Source organism: Streptomyces sp. NBC_01571, assembly GCF_026339875.1.
Lineage (GTDB): Bacteria > Actinomycetota > Actinomycetes > Streptomycetales > Streptomycetaceae > Streptomyces.
Map to the genome: position 1 here is coordinate 4,260,642 of NZ_JAPEPZ010000001.1, position 15,379 is coordinate 4,276,020.

The 15,379-nt window shown below is 71.7% G+C and carries 14 protein-coding genes; 8 read left to right on the top strand and 6 right to left on the bottom strand.

Annotation, left to right across the window (positions count from 1 at the left end; genetic code table 11):
• Window positions 1-144: 144 nt before the first annotated feature.
• Window positions 145-1,551 (bottom strand): FAD-binding oxidoreductase, encoded by a 1,407-nt coding sequence (locus OHB41_RS19135; RefSeq protein WP_266699445.1) that lies wholly within the window; start codon window positions 1,549-1,551, stop codon window positions 145-147.
• Window positions 1,552-1,643: 92 nt separating this feature from the next.
• On the opposite strand from OHB41_RS19135, the gene OHB41_RS19140 reads away from it, so the two are divergent.
• Window positions 1,644-3,326 carry a tetratricopeptide repeat protein gene (locus OHB41_RS19140; RefSeq protein WP_266699446.1) on the top strand — a complete coding sequence of 561 codons (1,683 nt, stop codon included), beginning with the start codon at window positions 1,644-1,646 and terminating at the stop codon, window positions 3,324-3,326.
• A 30-nt stretch (window positions 3,327-3,356) separates the two neighbouring features.
• Here the strand turns inward: OHB41_RS19140 and hppD are convergent, their stop codons facing one another.
• Window positions 3,357-4,511, bottom strand: coding sequence for a 4-hydroxyphenylpyruvate dioxygenase (gene hppD / locus OHB41_RS19145; protein ID WP_266699447.1), 1,155 nt, complete (start codon window positions 4,509-4,511; stop codon window positions 3,357-3,359).
• A gap of 122 nt (window positions 4,512-4,633) precedes the next feature.
• Between hppD and OHB41_RS19150 the strand changes: the two genes are divergently transcribed.
• The 7 genes from OHB41_RS19150 (at window position 4,634) to OHB41_RS19180 (ending at window position 9,960) form a co-directional block, all read left to right on the top strand.
• Window positions 4,634-5,104, top strand: a complete 471-nt coding sequence (locus OHB41_RS19150; protein WP_187285622.1) for an Lrp/AsnC family transcriptional regulator — start codon at window positions 4,634-4,636, stop codon at window positions 5,102-5,104.
• Window positions 5,105-5,125: 21 nt separating this feature from the next.
• Window positions 5,126-5,773 carry an ABC transporter permease gene (locus tag OHB41_RS19155; RefSeq protein WP_266699448.1) on the top strand — a complete coding sequence of 216 codons (648 nt, stop codon included), beginning with the start codon at window positions 5,126-5,128 and terminating at the stop codon, window positions 5,771-5,773.
• A complete protein-coding gene (locus tag OHB41_RS19160; RefSeq protein WP_451289705.1) occupies window positions 5,766-7,049 on the top strand; it encodes a betaine/proline/choline family ABC transporter ATP-binding protein in 1,284 nt (427 codons plus the stop codon). Before OHB41_RS19155 ends, OHB41_RS19160 begins: the two co-directional genes overlap by 8 nt.
• Window positions 7,046-7,942, top strand: a complete 897-nt coding sequence (locus tag OHB41_RS19165) for an ABC transporter permease (protein WP_266699449.1) — start codon at window positions 7,046-7,048, stop codon at window positions 7,940-7,942. The genes OHB41_RS19160 and OHB41_RS19165 overlap by 4 nt, the downstream gene beginning before the upstream one ends.
• The gene (locus OHB41_RS19170; RefSeq protein ID WP_266699450.1) at window positions 7,939-8,907 is read left to right on the top strand and encodes a glycine betaine ABC transporter substrate-binding protein; all 969 of its coding nucleotides are present in this window, start codon (window positions 7,939-7,941) and stop codon (window positions 8,905-8,907) included. Before OHB41_RS19165 ends, OHB41_RS19170 begins: the two co-directional genes overlap by 4 nt.
• 100 nt (window positions 8,908-9,007) lie before the next feature.
• The gene (locus OHB41_RS19175) at window positions 9,008-9,682 is read left to right on the top strand and encodes an ArsR/SmtB family transcription factor (protein WP_266699451.1); all 675 of its coding nucleotides are present in this window, start codon (window positions 9,008-9,010) and stop codon (window positions 9,680-9,682) included.
• An 89-nt stretch (window positions 9,683-9,771) separates the two neighbouring features.
• Window positions 9,772-9,960, top strand: coding sequence for a hypothetical protein (locus OHB41_RS19180; RefSeq protein ID WP_526024937.1), 189 nt, complete (start codon window positions 9,772-9,774; stop codon window positions 9,958-9,960).
• Window positions 9,961-10,056: 96 nt separating this feature from the next.
• Here the strand turns inward: OHB41_RS19180 and OHB41_RS19185 are convergent, their stop codons facing one another.
• The 4 genes from OHB41_RS19185 to OHB41_RS19200 all read right to left on the bottom strand — a co-directional run bounded on the left by OHB41_RS19185 (window position 10,057) and on the right by OHB41_RS19200 (window position 15,312).
• Entirely contained in the window at window positions 10,057-10,845 is a 789-nt protein-coding gene (locus OHB41_RS19185) for a S16 family serine protease (RefSeq protein ID WP_266699452.1), read from the bottom strand.
• 68 nt (window positions 10,846-10,913) lie between these two features.
• Window positions 10,914-11,555 carry an IclR family transcriptional regulator gene (locus tag OHB41_RS19190; protein ID WP_266699453.1) on the bottom strand — a complete coding sequence of 214 codons (642 nt, stop codon included), beginning with the start codon at window positions 11,553-11,555 and terminating at the stop codon, window positions 10,914-10,916.
• Between the two features lie 404 nt (window positions 11,556-11,959).
• Window positions 11,960-13,759 (bottom strand): DEAD/DEAH box helicase, encoded by a 1,800-nt coding sequence (locus tag OHB41_RS19195; RefSeq protein ID WP_266705989.1) that lies wholly within the window; start codon window positions 13,757-13,759, stop codon window positions 11,960-11,962.
• 116 nt (window positions 13,760-13,875) lie between these two features.
• The gene (locus OHB41_RS19200) at window positions 13,876-15,312 is read right to left on the bottom strand and encodes an MFS transporter (RefSeq protein ID WP_266699454.1); all 1,437 of its coding nucleotides are present in this window, start codon (window positions 15,310-15,312) and stop codon (window positions 13,876-13,878) included.
• Window positions 15,313-15,379: the final 67 nt, after the last annotated feature.

A 15,379-nucleotide genomic window follows, 5' to 3' on the forward strand; every position in this document is an offset into this window, starting at 1 on the left:
TTCGCCCCGTCACGACGCCCGGCACGCACTCTCGCCGCACCGGCCGAAAGCCCAAGTACGTCCAGTACGAGGACTTCCGGCCGGCACGCCGAGAGCAGGCACCGGACGCCGCTCCTCGAAGGGCGAACGGTGCCCGCCGCGGCACTAGAACACCTTGCCCGGGTTGAGGATCCCGAGCGGGTCGAACGCGGCCTTGACGGCGCGCTGCATCTCCACCCCGACCGGCCCGATCTCGCGCGCCAGCCACTCCTTCTTCAGGACGCCGACCCCGTGTTCGCCGGTGATCGTGCCGCCGAGTTCCAGACCGAGGGCCATGATCTCGTCGAAGGACTCACGGGCGCGCCGGGACTCGTCGGGGTCGGTGGCGTCGAAGCAGACGGTGGGGTGGGTGTTGCCGTCGCCGGCGTGCGCGCAGACGCCGATGGTCAGGGAGTACTTCTCCGCGACGCGCTCGATGCCGTCGAGCATGTCGCCGAGCCGGGAGCGCGGCACGCACACGTCGTCGATCATCGTGGTGCCCTTGACCGCTTCGAGCGCGGTGAGCGACAGACGCCGTGCCTGGAGGAGGAGTTCGGATTCCGCCGCGTCCTCCGCCGGTACCACCTGGGTGGCGCCCGCGGCCTCGCACAGCGCGCCCACTGCGGCGAGGTCGGCCGCCGGGTCGTGGGTGTCGAAGGCGGCGAGCAGGAGGGCCTCGGTGGTCTCCGGCAGGCCCATGTGGGCCAGGGCGTTCACCGCCTTCACCGTCGTACGGTCCATCAGTTCGAGGAGGGAGGGCACATGGCCGCCCTCCATGATCCGGCAGACGGCGTCGCAGGCGGCCCGTGCCGACCCGAACTCGGCGGCCAGCACCAGTTGCCGGGGCGGCTGCGGCTTCAGGGCCAGCACCGCCCGTACGACGATGCCGAGCGAACCCTCCGATCCGACGAGGAGCCGGGTGAGGTCGTAGCCGGCGACCCCCTTCGCGGTGCGGCGGCCGGTGCTCATCAGCCGTCCGTCGGCGAGCACGACGTCCAGGCCGAGGACGTACTCGGCGGTCACCCCGTACTTCACACAGCACAGACCGCCGGAGGCGGTGCCGATGTTGCCGCCGATCGTGCACATCTCCCAGCTGGAGGGGTCCGGCGGGTAGTACAGACCGTGTTCGTTGACCGCGCGCGAGAGCGTGGCGTTGACGACGCCGGGCTCGACGACGGCGATCCGGTCGACGGGACTGATCTCGAGGATCCGGTCCATCTTCACCAGGGAGAGCACGATGCACCCGTCCGAGGCGTTCGCGGCACCGGACAGGCCGGTGCGGGCGCCCTGCGGGACGACCGGAACCCGCAGCGCGGTCGCGGTGCGCATGACGTGCTGGACCTGTTCGACGGTGCGCGGCAGGACGACGACGGCGGGTGTGCCGGCCTCGCAGAAGCTCGCCATGTCGTTGGCGTACGAGACCGTGACGTCCGGGTCGCTGAGGACCGCCTCGCTCGGCAGGCCCGCCAGGAGACGGTCGACGAGGGTGCCGGTGACGTCGTCGCGCGGGGCTTCGATACGGCTCATGATCACAGCGTCGCACTCGGGGCCATCGGTGTGAACCCCGTCTGCCGCACCCTTCGTGTGTCGGGATGTGGTCGTCGTACTGACGCATGGTGAGCGGCATGGAGATCGAACAGCGAGAGCGGGACCTCACCGGGCGGGGATCCCGAAAAGCGTCCGGGCGGCGCCGCTCCCGCGCCGCCCGGCGCGCGCTGATCGGCGTGGTCGCGGGGTGTGCCGTTTTCGGCGGGGTGATGGTGCTGCTGCCCACCGGCGGGTTCACTCCGACGCCGCCCGCCCCGGGGCCGGTGGCCGGGGCGATGACGGCGGTGACGGCCGGGATGCCCGTGTCGCTGCGCGATCTGACGGCGCTCGTCCGTGACCGCGAGGCGTATCTGCGCACCCGTCCGCGGGACGCGGCGTCGTGGGCGGTGCTCGGGACGGCGTACGTGGAGCAGGGGCGGCGCACCGCGACGCCCGGCTACTTCCCGAAGGCCGAGCGGGCGCTGCGTACGTCGCTGACGGCCGGGCCGACGGGGAACCTGGCCGCGCTGCAGGGCCTGGCCGCGCTCGCCAACGCCCGCGGCGACTTCCGCAAGGGCCGCACGTGGGGGGAGTCGGCGCTGAAGCTGGCGCCCAAGCAGTGGACGACGTATCCGCTGCTGATCGACTCCTTCCGGGGCCTCGGCGACTACAAGGCGAGCCGCAAGGCGCTGGAGAAGCTGCAGGCGCTGCACTCCGGGCCGCCGGTGATGGCCCGCGCCGCCCAGGTGTACTGGGACCGGGGCTGGCGCGAGGACGCGGTGGCGGCGCTCTCGGACGCGGCGGCGGGCGCCCGGACACCGGCCGAGCGGGCGGTCTGGCTGGCGGAGGCCGGCCGGCTGGCGTGGGAGCGCGGTGACCGGGCGGAGTCGCTGCGCTCCTACGAGGGCGCGCTGCGCATCGACCGCGACGAGCCGGCCGCGCTCGCCGGGCGGGGGCGCGCGCTGGCCTCGCTCGGGCGGGTGCCGGAGGCGCTCCGCGCGTATCAGGCGGCGTTCGCCGGGCGGCCCGCGCCGGGGTACGCGCTGGAACTGGGCGAGCTGTACCAGGCGCAGGGCCTCGACCCGGCGGCGCGGGCGCAGTACGGCCTGGTGCGGGCGCGGGTGCGGACGGAGACCGCGGGCGGTGTCGACGACACGCTGGTCCTCGGGCTGTTGGAGGCGGACCATGGGGATGCGGCGGAGGCGGTGCGGCGGTTGCGCGCGGAGTGGAAACGGCAGCCGGGTATCGGCGTCGCGGACGCGCTGGGGTGGGCCCTGCACCGGGCCGGGAAGAACAAGGAGGCCCTGACGTTCGCGGCGCGGGCGACGGACAAGGAGCACGGCGGCGGGGTGCGCAGTGCGCTGTACGTCTATCACCGGGGGCAGATCGAACGCGGCCTGGAGTTGACCGGGGCCGCCCGCCGGCACCTCGCGGAGTCCCTCCAGATCAATCCGTACTTCTCGCCCCTTCTCGCTCCCCTGGCCCGGCGGACGCTGGACAGGCTGGGCGAGCCGTCCACGTCGTCCACGGCGCTCCCGGGCGAGCTGGAGGAGGACCCGGCGTTCCCGGAACCAGAGGTCCCGGAGCCCGTCCGCACCGCACCGGCCGCTTCCGCGCCGGACGTGTCCGCCCCGTCCTCCCCGTCCGTCCCGGCCCCGGCCGGGTCGTACGAGGCACCGGCACCGGCGGCCTCGGCGTCCCCGACGTTCCCGGCCGGCCCGGCGACGGGCGGGCAGCGGCCGGAACCCCCGACCGCGCCCCGCCGTACCGCCCCGCGCTGACCGGGCGGGCGGTACGGCGGGCGGGCGGCGCTACAGGTTGCCGCGCTTCTCCTGCTCGCGCTCGATCGCCTCGAACAGGGCCTTGAAGTTGCCCTTGCCGAAGCCCATCGAGCCGTGCCGCTCGATCATCTCGAAGAAGACGGTCGGACGGTCCTGGACCGGCTTGGTGAAGATCTGGAGCAGGTAGCCGTCCTCGTCGCGGTCGACGAGGATCTTCAGTTCGCGCAGGGTGTCGACGGGGACGCGGGTGTCGCCGGCCCACTCGCCGAGGGTGTCGTAGTACGAGTCGGGCGTGTCGAGGAACTGGACCCCGGCCGCGCTCATGGTCCGTACGGTCTGGACGATGTCGTTGGTGTTCAGCGCGATGTGCTGGACGCCCGCGCCGCCGTAGAACTCCAGGTACTCGTCGATCTGGGACTTCTTCTTGGCGACGGCGGGCTCGTTGATCGGGAACTTGACCTTGAGCGTGCCGTCGGCGACGACCTTCGACATCAGGGCGCTGTACTCGGTCGCGATGTCGTCGCCCACGAACTCCTTCATGTTCGTGAAGCCCATGACCTTGTTGTAGAAGCCGACCCACTCGTTCATGCGGCCGAGCTCGACGTTGCCGACACAGTGGTCGACGGCCTGGAAGGTGCGCCGGGCGGGCGGCTCGACGATCGGGGCGGCGGCCTCGTACCCGGGCAGGTAGGGGCCGTCGTAGCCGGTCCGCTCGACGAGGGTGTGCCGGGTCTCGCCGTACGTGGCGATCGCGGCCAGCACGACGGTGCCGTGCTCGTCCTTCAGCTCGTACGGCTCGGTGAGCGCGCGGGCGCCGTGCTCGACGGCGTACGCGAACGCGGCGCGCGCGTCCGGGACCTCGATGGCGAGGTCGACGACCCCGTCGCCGTGCGCCGCCACGTGCTCGGCCAGGAAGTGGCCCCAGGGGGTGGAGGGCTTGATCACGGAGGTGAGGACGAAGCGCGCGGAGCCGTTCTCCAGGACGTACGACGCCGTCTCGCGGCTGCCGTTCTCCGGTCCGGAGTAGGCGACCAGCCGCATGCCGAACGCGGTGGAGTAGTAGTGCGCGGCCTGCTTGGCGTTGCCCACGGCGAAGACGACGGCGTCCATTCCCTTGACCGGGAAGGGATCGGCCTGCCGGGCGGTGTCGGGAGTCTGGTCTGGGTTCGCGTCGATGAGGGACATGGCCGCAGGCTCTCGCCCTTCCACAAGGTGCGCAATAGTTTGAGTATCGGCTGGGCAATGTGTTCAGCTCTCCGCCCCGAATGCCGGGCGGTCTGTACAGGATGACCACTCCGGAGGCGCGCATGGCGATCGATCACCTGGATGGCCGGCTCATCGTGCTGCTGGCGCGGGAGCCGCGGATCGGCGTCCTGGAGATGTCCCGGCGGCTGGGGGTCGCGCGGGGCACGGTGCAGGCCCGGCTGGACCGTCTTCAGTCGAATGGAGTCATCCGGGGATTCGGCCCGCAGGTGGATCCGGCCGCGCTCGGATACCCCGTGACGGCCTTCGCGACGCTGGAGATCCGGCAGGGGCAAGGCCCGGACGTACGGGCTCACTTGGCGACCGTCCCGGAGGTGCTGGAGCTGCACACGACCACCGGCAGCGGGGACATGCTGTGCCGGCTGGTGGCCCGCTCGAACGCCGATCTCCAGCGGGTGATCGACCGGGTCGTCGGCTTTGATGGCATCGTCCGGGCCTCCACGGCGATCGTCATGGAGAACGCCGTACCGCTGCGGATCATCCCGCTGGTGGAGCAGGCGGCGGCCGAGCACTGACCGACGACAGGGTGAGGCGGCGTGAACTTCTGGGAGTACCTGAGCAGCCGCCATCAGCAGTTGCTCATGGACGCGTACCAGCACGCCAGCGTGGTCTTCCAGTGCATGGTCGTCGCGACCCTCATCGGCGTGGTGCTCGGTGTGGTCACCTACCGCAGCGACTGGGCGGGCGGCCTCGCCACGGTCACCACCTCCTCGATCCTGACGATCCCGTCGCTCGCCATGATCGGTCTGCTGATCCCGGTCGTGGGTCTGGGCGTCCCGCCCACCGTGATCGCGCTGACGCTGTACGGACTGCTGCCGGTCGTGCGCAACTCGATCGTGGGCCTGCGCGGGGTCGACCCCGCGCTGGTGGACGCCGCGAAGGGCATCGGGATGTCCCGGGTGGCCCGGCTGCTGAAGGTCGAACTGCCGCTCGCCTGGCCGCCGATCCTCACCGGCATCCGGGTCTCCACGCAGATGCTGATGGGCATCGCGGCGATCGCGGCCTACGCCTCCGGGCCCGGCCTCGGCAACGAGATCTTCCGTGGCATCGGATCCCTGGGCAGCAAGAACGCGCTCAACCAGGTACTCGCGGGCACGGTCGGGATCATCATCCTGGCGCTGCTGTTCGACGCCGCGTACGTGCTCGTCGGGCGGCTGACCATCCCGAGGGGGATCCGTGGCTGAGACGACCGAGGCCGGGCGGGACAGGCACGCCGCCGCCGTCGCGCACACGTCCACGACCGGCGCCACCATCGAGCTGGAGCACCTCACCAAGCGCTATCCGGGCAGCCGTGACCCCGCCGTGGACAGCGTCAACATGGAGATCAAGGCAGGCGAACTCGTCGTCTTCGTCGGCCCGTCCGGGTGCGGCAAGTCCACCACCCTCAAGATGATCAACCGGCTGATCGAACCGACCGGCGGCCGTATCCGCATCGGCGGCGAGGACGTCACCGACATGGACCCGGTGAAGCTGCGCCGCAGGATCGGGTACGCGATCCAGTCGTCCGGGCTCTTCCCGCACATGACCGTCGCCCAGAACATCGCCCTCGTACCGAAGATGGTCGGCTGGCCGAAGCCGCGGATCAGGGCGCGGGTCGAGGAGATGCTGGACCTGGTCGGCCTCGACCCCGGCGAGTTCCAGGGCCGCTATCCGCGTCAGCTCTCCGGCGGCCAGCAGCAGCGGGTGGGCGTGGCCCGGGCACTGGCCGCCGACCCGCCCGTCCTGCTCATGGACGAACCCTTCGGCGCCGTGGACCCCATCACCCGCGACCATCTCCAGGACGAGCTGATCCGGCTCCAGCGCGAGCTGCACAAGACGATCGTCTTCGTCACGCACGACTTCGACGAGGCGATCAAGCTGGGTGACCGGATCGCCGTCCTGCGCGAGCGCTCGCACATCGCGCAGTTCGACACCCCGGAGGCGATCCTCACCAACCCCGCCGACGACTTCGTGTCGGGGTTCGTGGGCGCGGGCGCGGCGCTGAAGCGGCTCAACCTCACCCGGGTGCGGGACGTGGAGATCACCGACTATCCGACGGTCACCGTCAACGACCGGCTCCAGGAGATCTTCAACAAGCTCCGGAGCAGCGGGACGAACGAGATCCTGCTGCTCGACAAGCGGCGCCGCCCCTACAAGTGGCTGCGGCGCGGCGACCTGATGCGGGCCAAGGGCTCGCTGGCGCGGGCGGGCACGCTGGTGCACGACACGGTGACCCGGGACGCCACGCTGCGGGACGCGCTGGAGGCCGTGCTCACCGACAACACCGGCCGGGTCGCGGTGACCGGGCGGCGCGGCGAGTACATCGGTGTCGTCGACATGGAGACGCTGATGAACTCCGTGCACGAGCTGCTGGAGGAGGACCGGCTCGAGGCGATGGAGCACCAGCACGAACTGGAGGACGCGCGCGCCCAGCAGACCCACTTCGAGCAGGAGGGCCCGGGCGGGGAGGCGAAGGCATGAGGACTCCCCCGCCCGGGCGCCGGCCCGAGGGCGAGCACGAGGTCAAGGGGCTCGCGTTCCGGGACGACGGCGCGTTCCCCGACGACGAGGGCCTCCCCGAGGACGCCGGCCTGCCCGACGAGCGGGAGGCCGTGCCGCCGCCCGCCGCGCCGCGGCGCCGGATCAGCCGGCAGAAGCTGATCGTCCTGCCGGCGGTGCTGGCGGCCGTGCTGCTGGCCACCTGGCTGTGGTTCCAGCAGGCCACCCTCGACCCCATCTCCAGGAACGCGCTGTCGAACGGGCAGGTGTCGAAGGCCCTGTGGCAGCAGATCGAACTGACCGTGATCTCGACGTTCTTCGTGCTGATCATCGCCATCCCGCTGGGTGTGCTGCTCACCCGCCGGATGTTCCGCAGGGCGACGCCGGTCGCGATGGCCTTCGCCAACATGGGACAGGCCACCCCGGCGATCGGTCTGCTGGCGCTGCTGGTCATCTGGCTCGGCACCGGCCAGAAGGCGGCCCTGATCGGCATCACCGTCTACGCCATCCTGCCGGTCCTCTCCAACACGATCGCGGGTCTGAAGGCCAACGACCCGACGCTCCTGGAGGCGGCGCGCGGTATCGGCATGTCCCCGATGGGTGTCCTGTCCCGGATCGAACTCCCGCTGGCCGTCCCGCTGATCCTGGCCGGTGTCCGTACGGCCCTGGTCCTGAACGTGGGCACGGCCACGCTGGCCACCTTCGGCGGGGGCGGCGGCCTCGGCGTCCTGATCACCACCGGGATCACCAACCAGCGGATGCCGGTCCTGGTGCTCGGTTCGGTCCTCACCGTGACGCTCGCGCTGCTCGTGGACTGGCTGGCCTCGCTGGCCGAACTGCTGCTGCGGCCGCGGGGTCTGGAGGCGGACTCATGAGGCGGACGGGGCCGTGCGCGGCACTGGCCGGTGCGCTGGTCCTTCTCTCCGGCTGCGGTCTGACCAGCGGCTCCCCCATGGTCGACGACGTCGTCCCCGGCTCCGTCGGGCAGGGGCTGCCGCTCAAGGGGGCCCATCTGACGGTGACGTCGAAGGAGTTCACCGAGCAGCTGATCCTCGGCGCGATCATGGGTATCGCCTTCCAGGCGGCCGGCGCGGACGTCCTCGACCGGACCGGGATCCAGGGGTCGATCGGCGCCCGGGAGGCCGTCAAGAGCGGTGACGCGGACGGCATGTACGAGTACACGGGCACCGCCTGGATCACGTACCTCGGCAACAGCAAGCCCATCCCCGACCCGCAGAAGCAGTGGCAGGCGGTGCACGACGCCGACCTGAGGAACGGGATCACCTGGCTGCCGCCGTCCGCGCTCAACAACACCTACGCGCTGGCCATGAACCAGGCCAACTTCAAGAAGTACGGCACGAAGACGCTCTCCGACGTGGCCGCGCTGTCCAGGAAGGACCCCGGCGCGGTCACGCTCTGCGTGGAGAGCGAGTTCGCCAACCGGGCCGACGGACTGCCGGGCATGGAGAAGGCGTACGGGATGAGCGTGCCCGCGAAGAACATCACACAGATGGACACCGGGATCATCTACACCCAGGTGGCGAAGGGGAGTTGCACGTACGGGGAGGTGTTCACCACGGACGGGCGCATCAGGTCGATGCACCTGGTCGTGATGGCGGACGACAAGAAGTTCTTCCCCAACTACAACGCGGCACCCGCGATCAACTCCAAGGCGCTGAAGAGATATCCGGCGATCGCCCGGGTCCTCGACCCGGTGACGAGGAAGCTGAACAACACGGTGGCGCAGGAGTTGAACGCCAAGGTGGACGTGCAGGGGCAGGATCCGCACGAGGTGGCACTGGACTGGATGACCGCGGAGGGGTTCGTGAAGCAGGGCTGACGCCCTGGCGCCGCGCCTCAGTGTCCGGCGGCCGACATCCAAAGAACCAGTTGCAAAGAAACCCTTGCAAGTACTTCTTTGCAACGCTACCTTTGCATGCATGCAGGAGCACGGAGAACCGACCGAGCCGACCGAACCGAGCGCACCCGCTGCACCGGCCGGACCCGCCGCAGCCGAACCGTCCGTATCCGACCCGACCGCACCTGGACTGAGCGCCCGCACCCTCGACGCCCGCTCGCTGCGCGGCATCGCGCACCCGCTGCGGATGCAGCTGCTGAACGCGCTGCGGCGCGGCGGCCCGGCCACCGCGTCCCGACTGGCCGCGAAGCTGGGCGAGTCCAGCGGGGCCACCAGCTACCACCTGCGTCAGCTGGCCGCGCACGGCTTCGTCGAGGACGCGCCGGGGCACGGCAAGGGGCGGGAGCGCTGGTGGCAGGCGGTCGATCAGGCGCTGGTCTTCGACAACGACCGTTTCGACGGCTCGGACCCGGAGATACGGGGAGCCGCCGACCTCTTCCTGCACGAGGTCGCGACCACCCACAACCGCGAGCTGTCCACCTGGATCGCGAACCGGGACGACTGGCTGCCGGCCTGGTCGCGCGCCAGCGACATGAGCGACTGGACCCTGCGGCTCACGCCCGAGCGCTCCGCGGAGCTGGTCGCCAGGATGCACGAACTCCTGGACAGCTACCGCGCGGGGGCCGCGGCCGAGGACGACCCCGAGGCCGCCGAGGTCCGCGTCCACAGCCACGTCTTCCCCGTCCAGAAGGGCTGAGCCCGCCCCGCCCTCTCCACCTCCACAAGGACAGAGCCTTCTCCACCGACTCCCCTCACCAGGCACCGACAGGACCGAGAGGTACTCCGATGATCGACGCCCAGACGCACCTCGCCCTGCACCACGCCCGCACCGCCGAGCTCCGCGCCGAGGCCGACGCCCACCGGCTCGCCGTCGCCGCCCGCGTACCGGGCGAACTGCGCACCCGCCTCGGCTGGACCCTGGTGGAGATGGGCCTGCGCCTCGCCTCCGCGCCCAGGCCGGCCGTCGCTTCCTAGGCCACGTGCCCCTGCGCGCCTGACAGCAGGGGCCGGCGCCACGGTGTGTCCGCGAAGTCGCGTCGTCCGCCCGGAGGCGGGCGCGACTGTGCGGCACTAGCAGCCCGGAACCGAGCCCTTCCCCTTCTCCAGGGACACCAGCGCGTCGACCGCCCCCTTGAGCGTGGTCACCGCCACCAGCCGCAGCCCCTTCGGGAGCTCGGCCTTGGCGTCCGAGCACTCCGCCTTCGGAACCAGGAAGACCGTCGCGCCGTCCCGCCGCGCGGCCTGGGTCTTCAGCGCCACGCCACCGACCGCGCCGACCTTGCCGTCCGCGTCGATCGTCCCCGTACCCGCGACGGTGCGACCGCCCGTGAGGTCGCCGCCGCTGCCGTCGCCGTCCAGCTTGTCGATGATGCCCAGCGTGAAGAGCAGTCCGGCGCTGGGGCCGCCGACGTCGGCCAGCTTGAGCGTGACCTTCACGTCGTTCTTCTCGTGCAGATAGGACAGCGCGGCCTCGGTGGCCGTGTCCTGCGACTGCTTCATCTCGTCGGCGTTGTGCTGCTCGATCTCCTTGACGCTGTTCCCGCTCGGGTAGACCGAGTCACGGGGCATCACCGCCCGGTCCTCGGCGAACCAGCCGCTGATCACGTCACCGAGCGAGACGTGCGCGTCCGGCCCGGTCGCCTCGATCGTCGTCATCCGCAGCTCTCCGCGGGTCCGGCGGACGGGCGACCCGCTGATCGTGATCACCGGGGCGCCCTTGTTCTCGCCGAGGACGTTCGCCGTCAGTCCCGGCTGCGCGAGGGAGAAGGGCAGCGGCGCGAACACCGCCGTGGCGAGCAGGGCCACGACGGGAACGGCGCAGACGGCGACGGCCTTGGGACGTGTGAGGCGAGAGAGCACGGGATCAATCTAACGTCCGTGCCCTCCCGGATCTTCAGGGCGTCGTCCGCCGGGCCGCCGGACCGGCCTCAGCGCAGGGCGTCCGCGACCTCACGGGCCGCGTCCATGACCCGCGGCCCGACCCGCTCCGGCACGGAGTCCGCGAGCATGACGACGCCCACGCTGCCCTCGACACCGGTCACGCCGAGGAGCGGTGCCGCGGCGCCGCTCGCACCCGCCTCCAGTTCCCCGTGCGTGAGCGTGTATCCGGGCTCGCCCACGGGCGCCTGCCGGGCGGAGAGGATCGCGCGGCCCGCCGCACCCCGGTCCAGCGGGTGGCGGAACCCGGCGCGATAGGCGACGTGGTAGTCGGTCCAGGTGGGCTCGACGACGGCGACGGCGAGGGCCTCGGTCCCGTCGACGAGCGTGAGATGCGCGGTGGCCCCTATGTCCTCGGCCAGCGCGCGCAGCGCGGGCAGCGCGGCCTCCCGCACCAGCGGATGCACCTGGCGGCCCAGGCGCAGCACCCCGAGCCCGACCCGGGCGCGGCCGCCCAGATCACGGCGCACCAGCGCGTGCTGCTCCAGCGTGGCGAGCAACCGGTACACGACGGTCCGGTTGACACCCAGTTTGTTCGAGAGCTCGGTGACCGTCAGCCCGTGATCAGTGTCGGCGAGCAACTTGAGGACGCGCAGTCCCCGGTCGAGCGTCTGAGAGGTCTCCGCGGTCACGACGCCCACTCCTTAGTGGTGAGGTCGGCGGCCCCCTCCCGGCGGTCGCGGCACCGAGTCCCGTCGGCGACGCGCTTCAGAGGCCACCGTCGGCTGACGACCCGGGCTCTTCCCGGGCGGAGTCGCTACACGGCTGCGCTCCGCGGCTGCGCTGCCACGGGGCGTGTGCGTAGCGTGACAGTAGCGAGCCGGTCCGCTCAGCGGAAGTCTCCGTCCAGAATCCGGTCACGGGCCGGTACGGACTCTCTCCCTTTGTCCCGTTACACGCAGCGCCCGCCACACGGCGCGCACCACCCCCGCACACCGCGCACACATCCCGGGTCACACGCCGTGGCGCACGCAAAAGCGCGCGCCGACGTCGATCGGCGCGCGCCAGGGGCGGGCGGAGAAGGTGTACGGGCCCGTCACCGCATCCGGGTGGCCCACTCCTGCACCTTGGCGATCCGCTGGCGCAGCTGCCCCGCGGTGGCCTCCGCGCTCGGCGGCCCGCCGCACACCCTCCGCAGCTCGGTGTGGATCACCCCGTGCGGCTTGCCGCTCTGGTGGACGTACGCGCCGACCATGGTGTTGAGCTGCTTGCGCAGTTCCAGCATCTCCTTGTGCGAGACCACCGGACGCCGGTCGGCGGGGAGTTCGAGGAGATCGGCCTCCTCGTCGGGCTTCTTGCGGCTGTGCGCGATCTGCCGGGCCTGCCGCTTCTGCAGCAGCATCTGCACCTGGTCGGGCTCCAGCAGCCCGGGAATCCCGAGGTAGTCCTGCTCCTCCTCGCTCCCCGGGTGGGCCTGCATCCCGAACTCGGCGCCGTCGTACAGCACCCGGTCGAAGACGGCCTCGGACTCCAGCGCCTCGAAGGAGAACTGCTCCTGCTCGCCGGTGTCCTCGTCCTGCTCCTTGTTCGCCTCGTCCATCTCCTTCTCGGACTCGGCGTACGGGTCCTCCTCGCCCTCCTTCTTGGGCTTGTCGAGGACGTGGTCGCGCTCGACCTCCATCTCGTTGGCGAAGCCGAGGAGGTCGGGGACGGTCGGGAGGAAGACGGAGGCGGTCTCGCCGCGCCGCCGGGAGCGGACGAAACGGCCGACGGCCTGCGCGAAGAACAGGGGGGTCGAGATCGTGGTCGCGTACACGCCGACGGCGAGCCGTGGAACGTCGACGCCCTCGGAGACCATGCGCACCGCGACCATCCACCGGTCGTCGCTGTGGCTGAACTCGTCGATGCGGTTCGAGGCGCCGGCGTCGTCGGACAGGACGAGGGTCGCCTTCGTACCGGTGATCTCACGGATCAGTTTGGCGTAGGCGCGGGCCGAGTCCTGGTCGGAGGCGATGACGAGGGCACCGGCGTCCGGGATGCCCTTGCGCACCTCGGTCAGCCGCTGGTCGGCGGCGCGCAGCACACTGGGCATCCACTCGCCGCGCGGGTCGAGCGCGGTGCGCCAGGCCTGGCTGATGGCGTCCTTGGTCATCGGCTCCCCGAGCCGGGCCGCGATCTCGTCGCCCGCCTTCGTGCGCCACCGCATGTTGCCGCTGTAGGAGAGGAAGATGACGGGCCGCACGACGCCGTCGCCGAGGGCGGACCCGTACCCGTAGGTGTAGTCGGCGGACGACCGCCGGATCCCGTCGTTCCCCTCCTCGTAGGTGACGAAGGGGATCGGGTTCGTGTCGGACCGGAAGGGCGTACCGGTCAGCGCGAGCCGACGGGTGGCCGGCTCGAACGCTTCGAGGCAGGCCTCGCCCCAGGACTTGGAGTCACCGGCGTGGTGGATCTCGTCGAGGATGACGAGGGTCTTGCGCTGCTCGGAGCGGTTGCGGTGCAGCATCGGCCGCACGCCGACACCGGCGTACGTCACGGCGACGCCCTGGTACTCCTTGCTGAGCGGGCCCGCGCTGTACTCGGGGTCCAGCTTGATCCCTATCCGCGCCGCAGCCTCCGCCCACTGCTTCTTCAGGTGCTCGGTCGGCGCGACCACGGTCACCTGCTGCACCACGTGATGGTGCAGCAGCCAGGACGCGAGGGTCAGCGCGAACGTCGTCTTGCCGGCGCCGGGGGTGGCGACGGCGAGGAAATCGCGCGGCTGCTCCTGGATGTACCTCTCCATCGCCCCCTGTTGCCAGGCGCGCAGCTTGCCCGCGGTGCCCCAGGGGGCGCGCCCGGGAAAGGCGGGTGACAGGTGGTGCGAGGAGGACGCGGTGGTGGCGGTGGTAGTCACGGTCTCCGTGGGGTGGTCGAGCGGCTCGGCTACGTATGACAACCGGGCCACCCTACCGGCGACCCGGATGCGTCACGGCGCGGACGGCGCCGGGGCACCCATGGATGCGACCCACCTCACAGCGCGCGCAGCCGGGTCGTCACCCAGGCGCCTGCCAGTGCCACGCCTGCCATCGGCAGGAACACGGCGGCGAAGGCGGCGGGGTGGGAGCCGGCCGCCGAGGCGGCCGTGTCCGTGACCGTGCCGCCGCCCAGGGAGGCGAAGGCCGCGCCGCCTGCCGCGAGCAGGACGATGTTGGAGAGGGCGTCGGAGATCTGCAGCGAGGCGGAGTTCGCGCCGGCCTCCTCGGGTGCCGAGAGATGGAGCAGCAGCACACTGGTCGAGGCGATCACCAGCCCCATCCCGAAGCAGCCGAACCCCCAGGCGACCGCGACGGTCCACACCGGCACGGCGTGCAGCAGGACGCTGGGCACGGCGGCGATCGCGGCCGCGACCAGCACCATCCCGAAGAACATCAGCCGCTCCCGGTACGGCTCCACGCGCGGCCTCGACTGCACGTACGAACCCAGCGCCCAGGTCCCGCCGCCCGCCGCGAGCGAGAACCCGGCGAGCGTCGGTGACAGCCCGCGCTGGGTGACCAGCATGAGCGGCACGAAGGACTCGGCGGCGACGAAGGAGCCGGCCGCGACCCCGCGCAGCAGCACCACGGAGGGCAGGCCGCGCGCGGCCCGGTAGGTGCCGGCCGGGAGCAGCCGCAGCACGGCCGGGACGAGCAGCGCGGCCCCCGCCGCGGCCGGGACGAGGGACAGCCATCTCAGGTCCTGGGCGGCGTACTGGAGCAGCCCCGCCCCGAGGGCGATCCCGAGCGCCGAGCGGATGCGCCGCCGGCCCGCGGGCACGAAGGCGGCGTCCGCCGGCCGTCCCCGCGTGCGCCGCCGGATCTGCGGCAGGGCGAGGGCCAGCGGGAGGACGACCAGAACCGGCATGCCGACGAACACCCAGCGCCAGCCGAGGTGTTCGGTGACCGCGCCCGCCGCGAGCGGCCCGACCACGGACGGCACCACCCAGGCCGCCGCGAAGCCCGCCATGATCGACGGCCGCAGCCGCTCCGGGTAGGCCTGCCCCACGACCACGTACAGCGCGACGATCACCAGGCCGCCGCCGAGCCCCTGCACCGCCCGCCCGAGCACGAACAGCCACATGCCGCCGGCCGTACCGGACAGGATCAGTCCCGCCGCGAAGGCCCCGATTCCCGTGGTCAGCGAGCCCAGGGGGCCGTCCCGGTCCGACCACTGGCCGGCGAGCACCATCCCGAACAGGCTCGTCGTGAAGTAGCCCGAGAACGCGAACGCGTAGAGCGCGACCCCGTCGAGCTCGCGGGCCGCCACGGGCATGGCCGTGCCGACCGCCGTCGCCTCGAACGCGATCAGCAGCACGACGGAGACGATCCCGACGCTGAGCGCCCGGTACGGCCCGCTCAGCACCCCTTCCCGGGCCTGGGCCCCGGTCTGCGGCCGGGCGGTTGCGGCGTCCCGTGGTTCCAGTGCGGTCATGGCCGTCAGCGTAAGGGGCACAACCCGCACTGGCTCCTGTCCGAAGACCGTGATCAGCTGGTTCTTT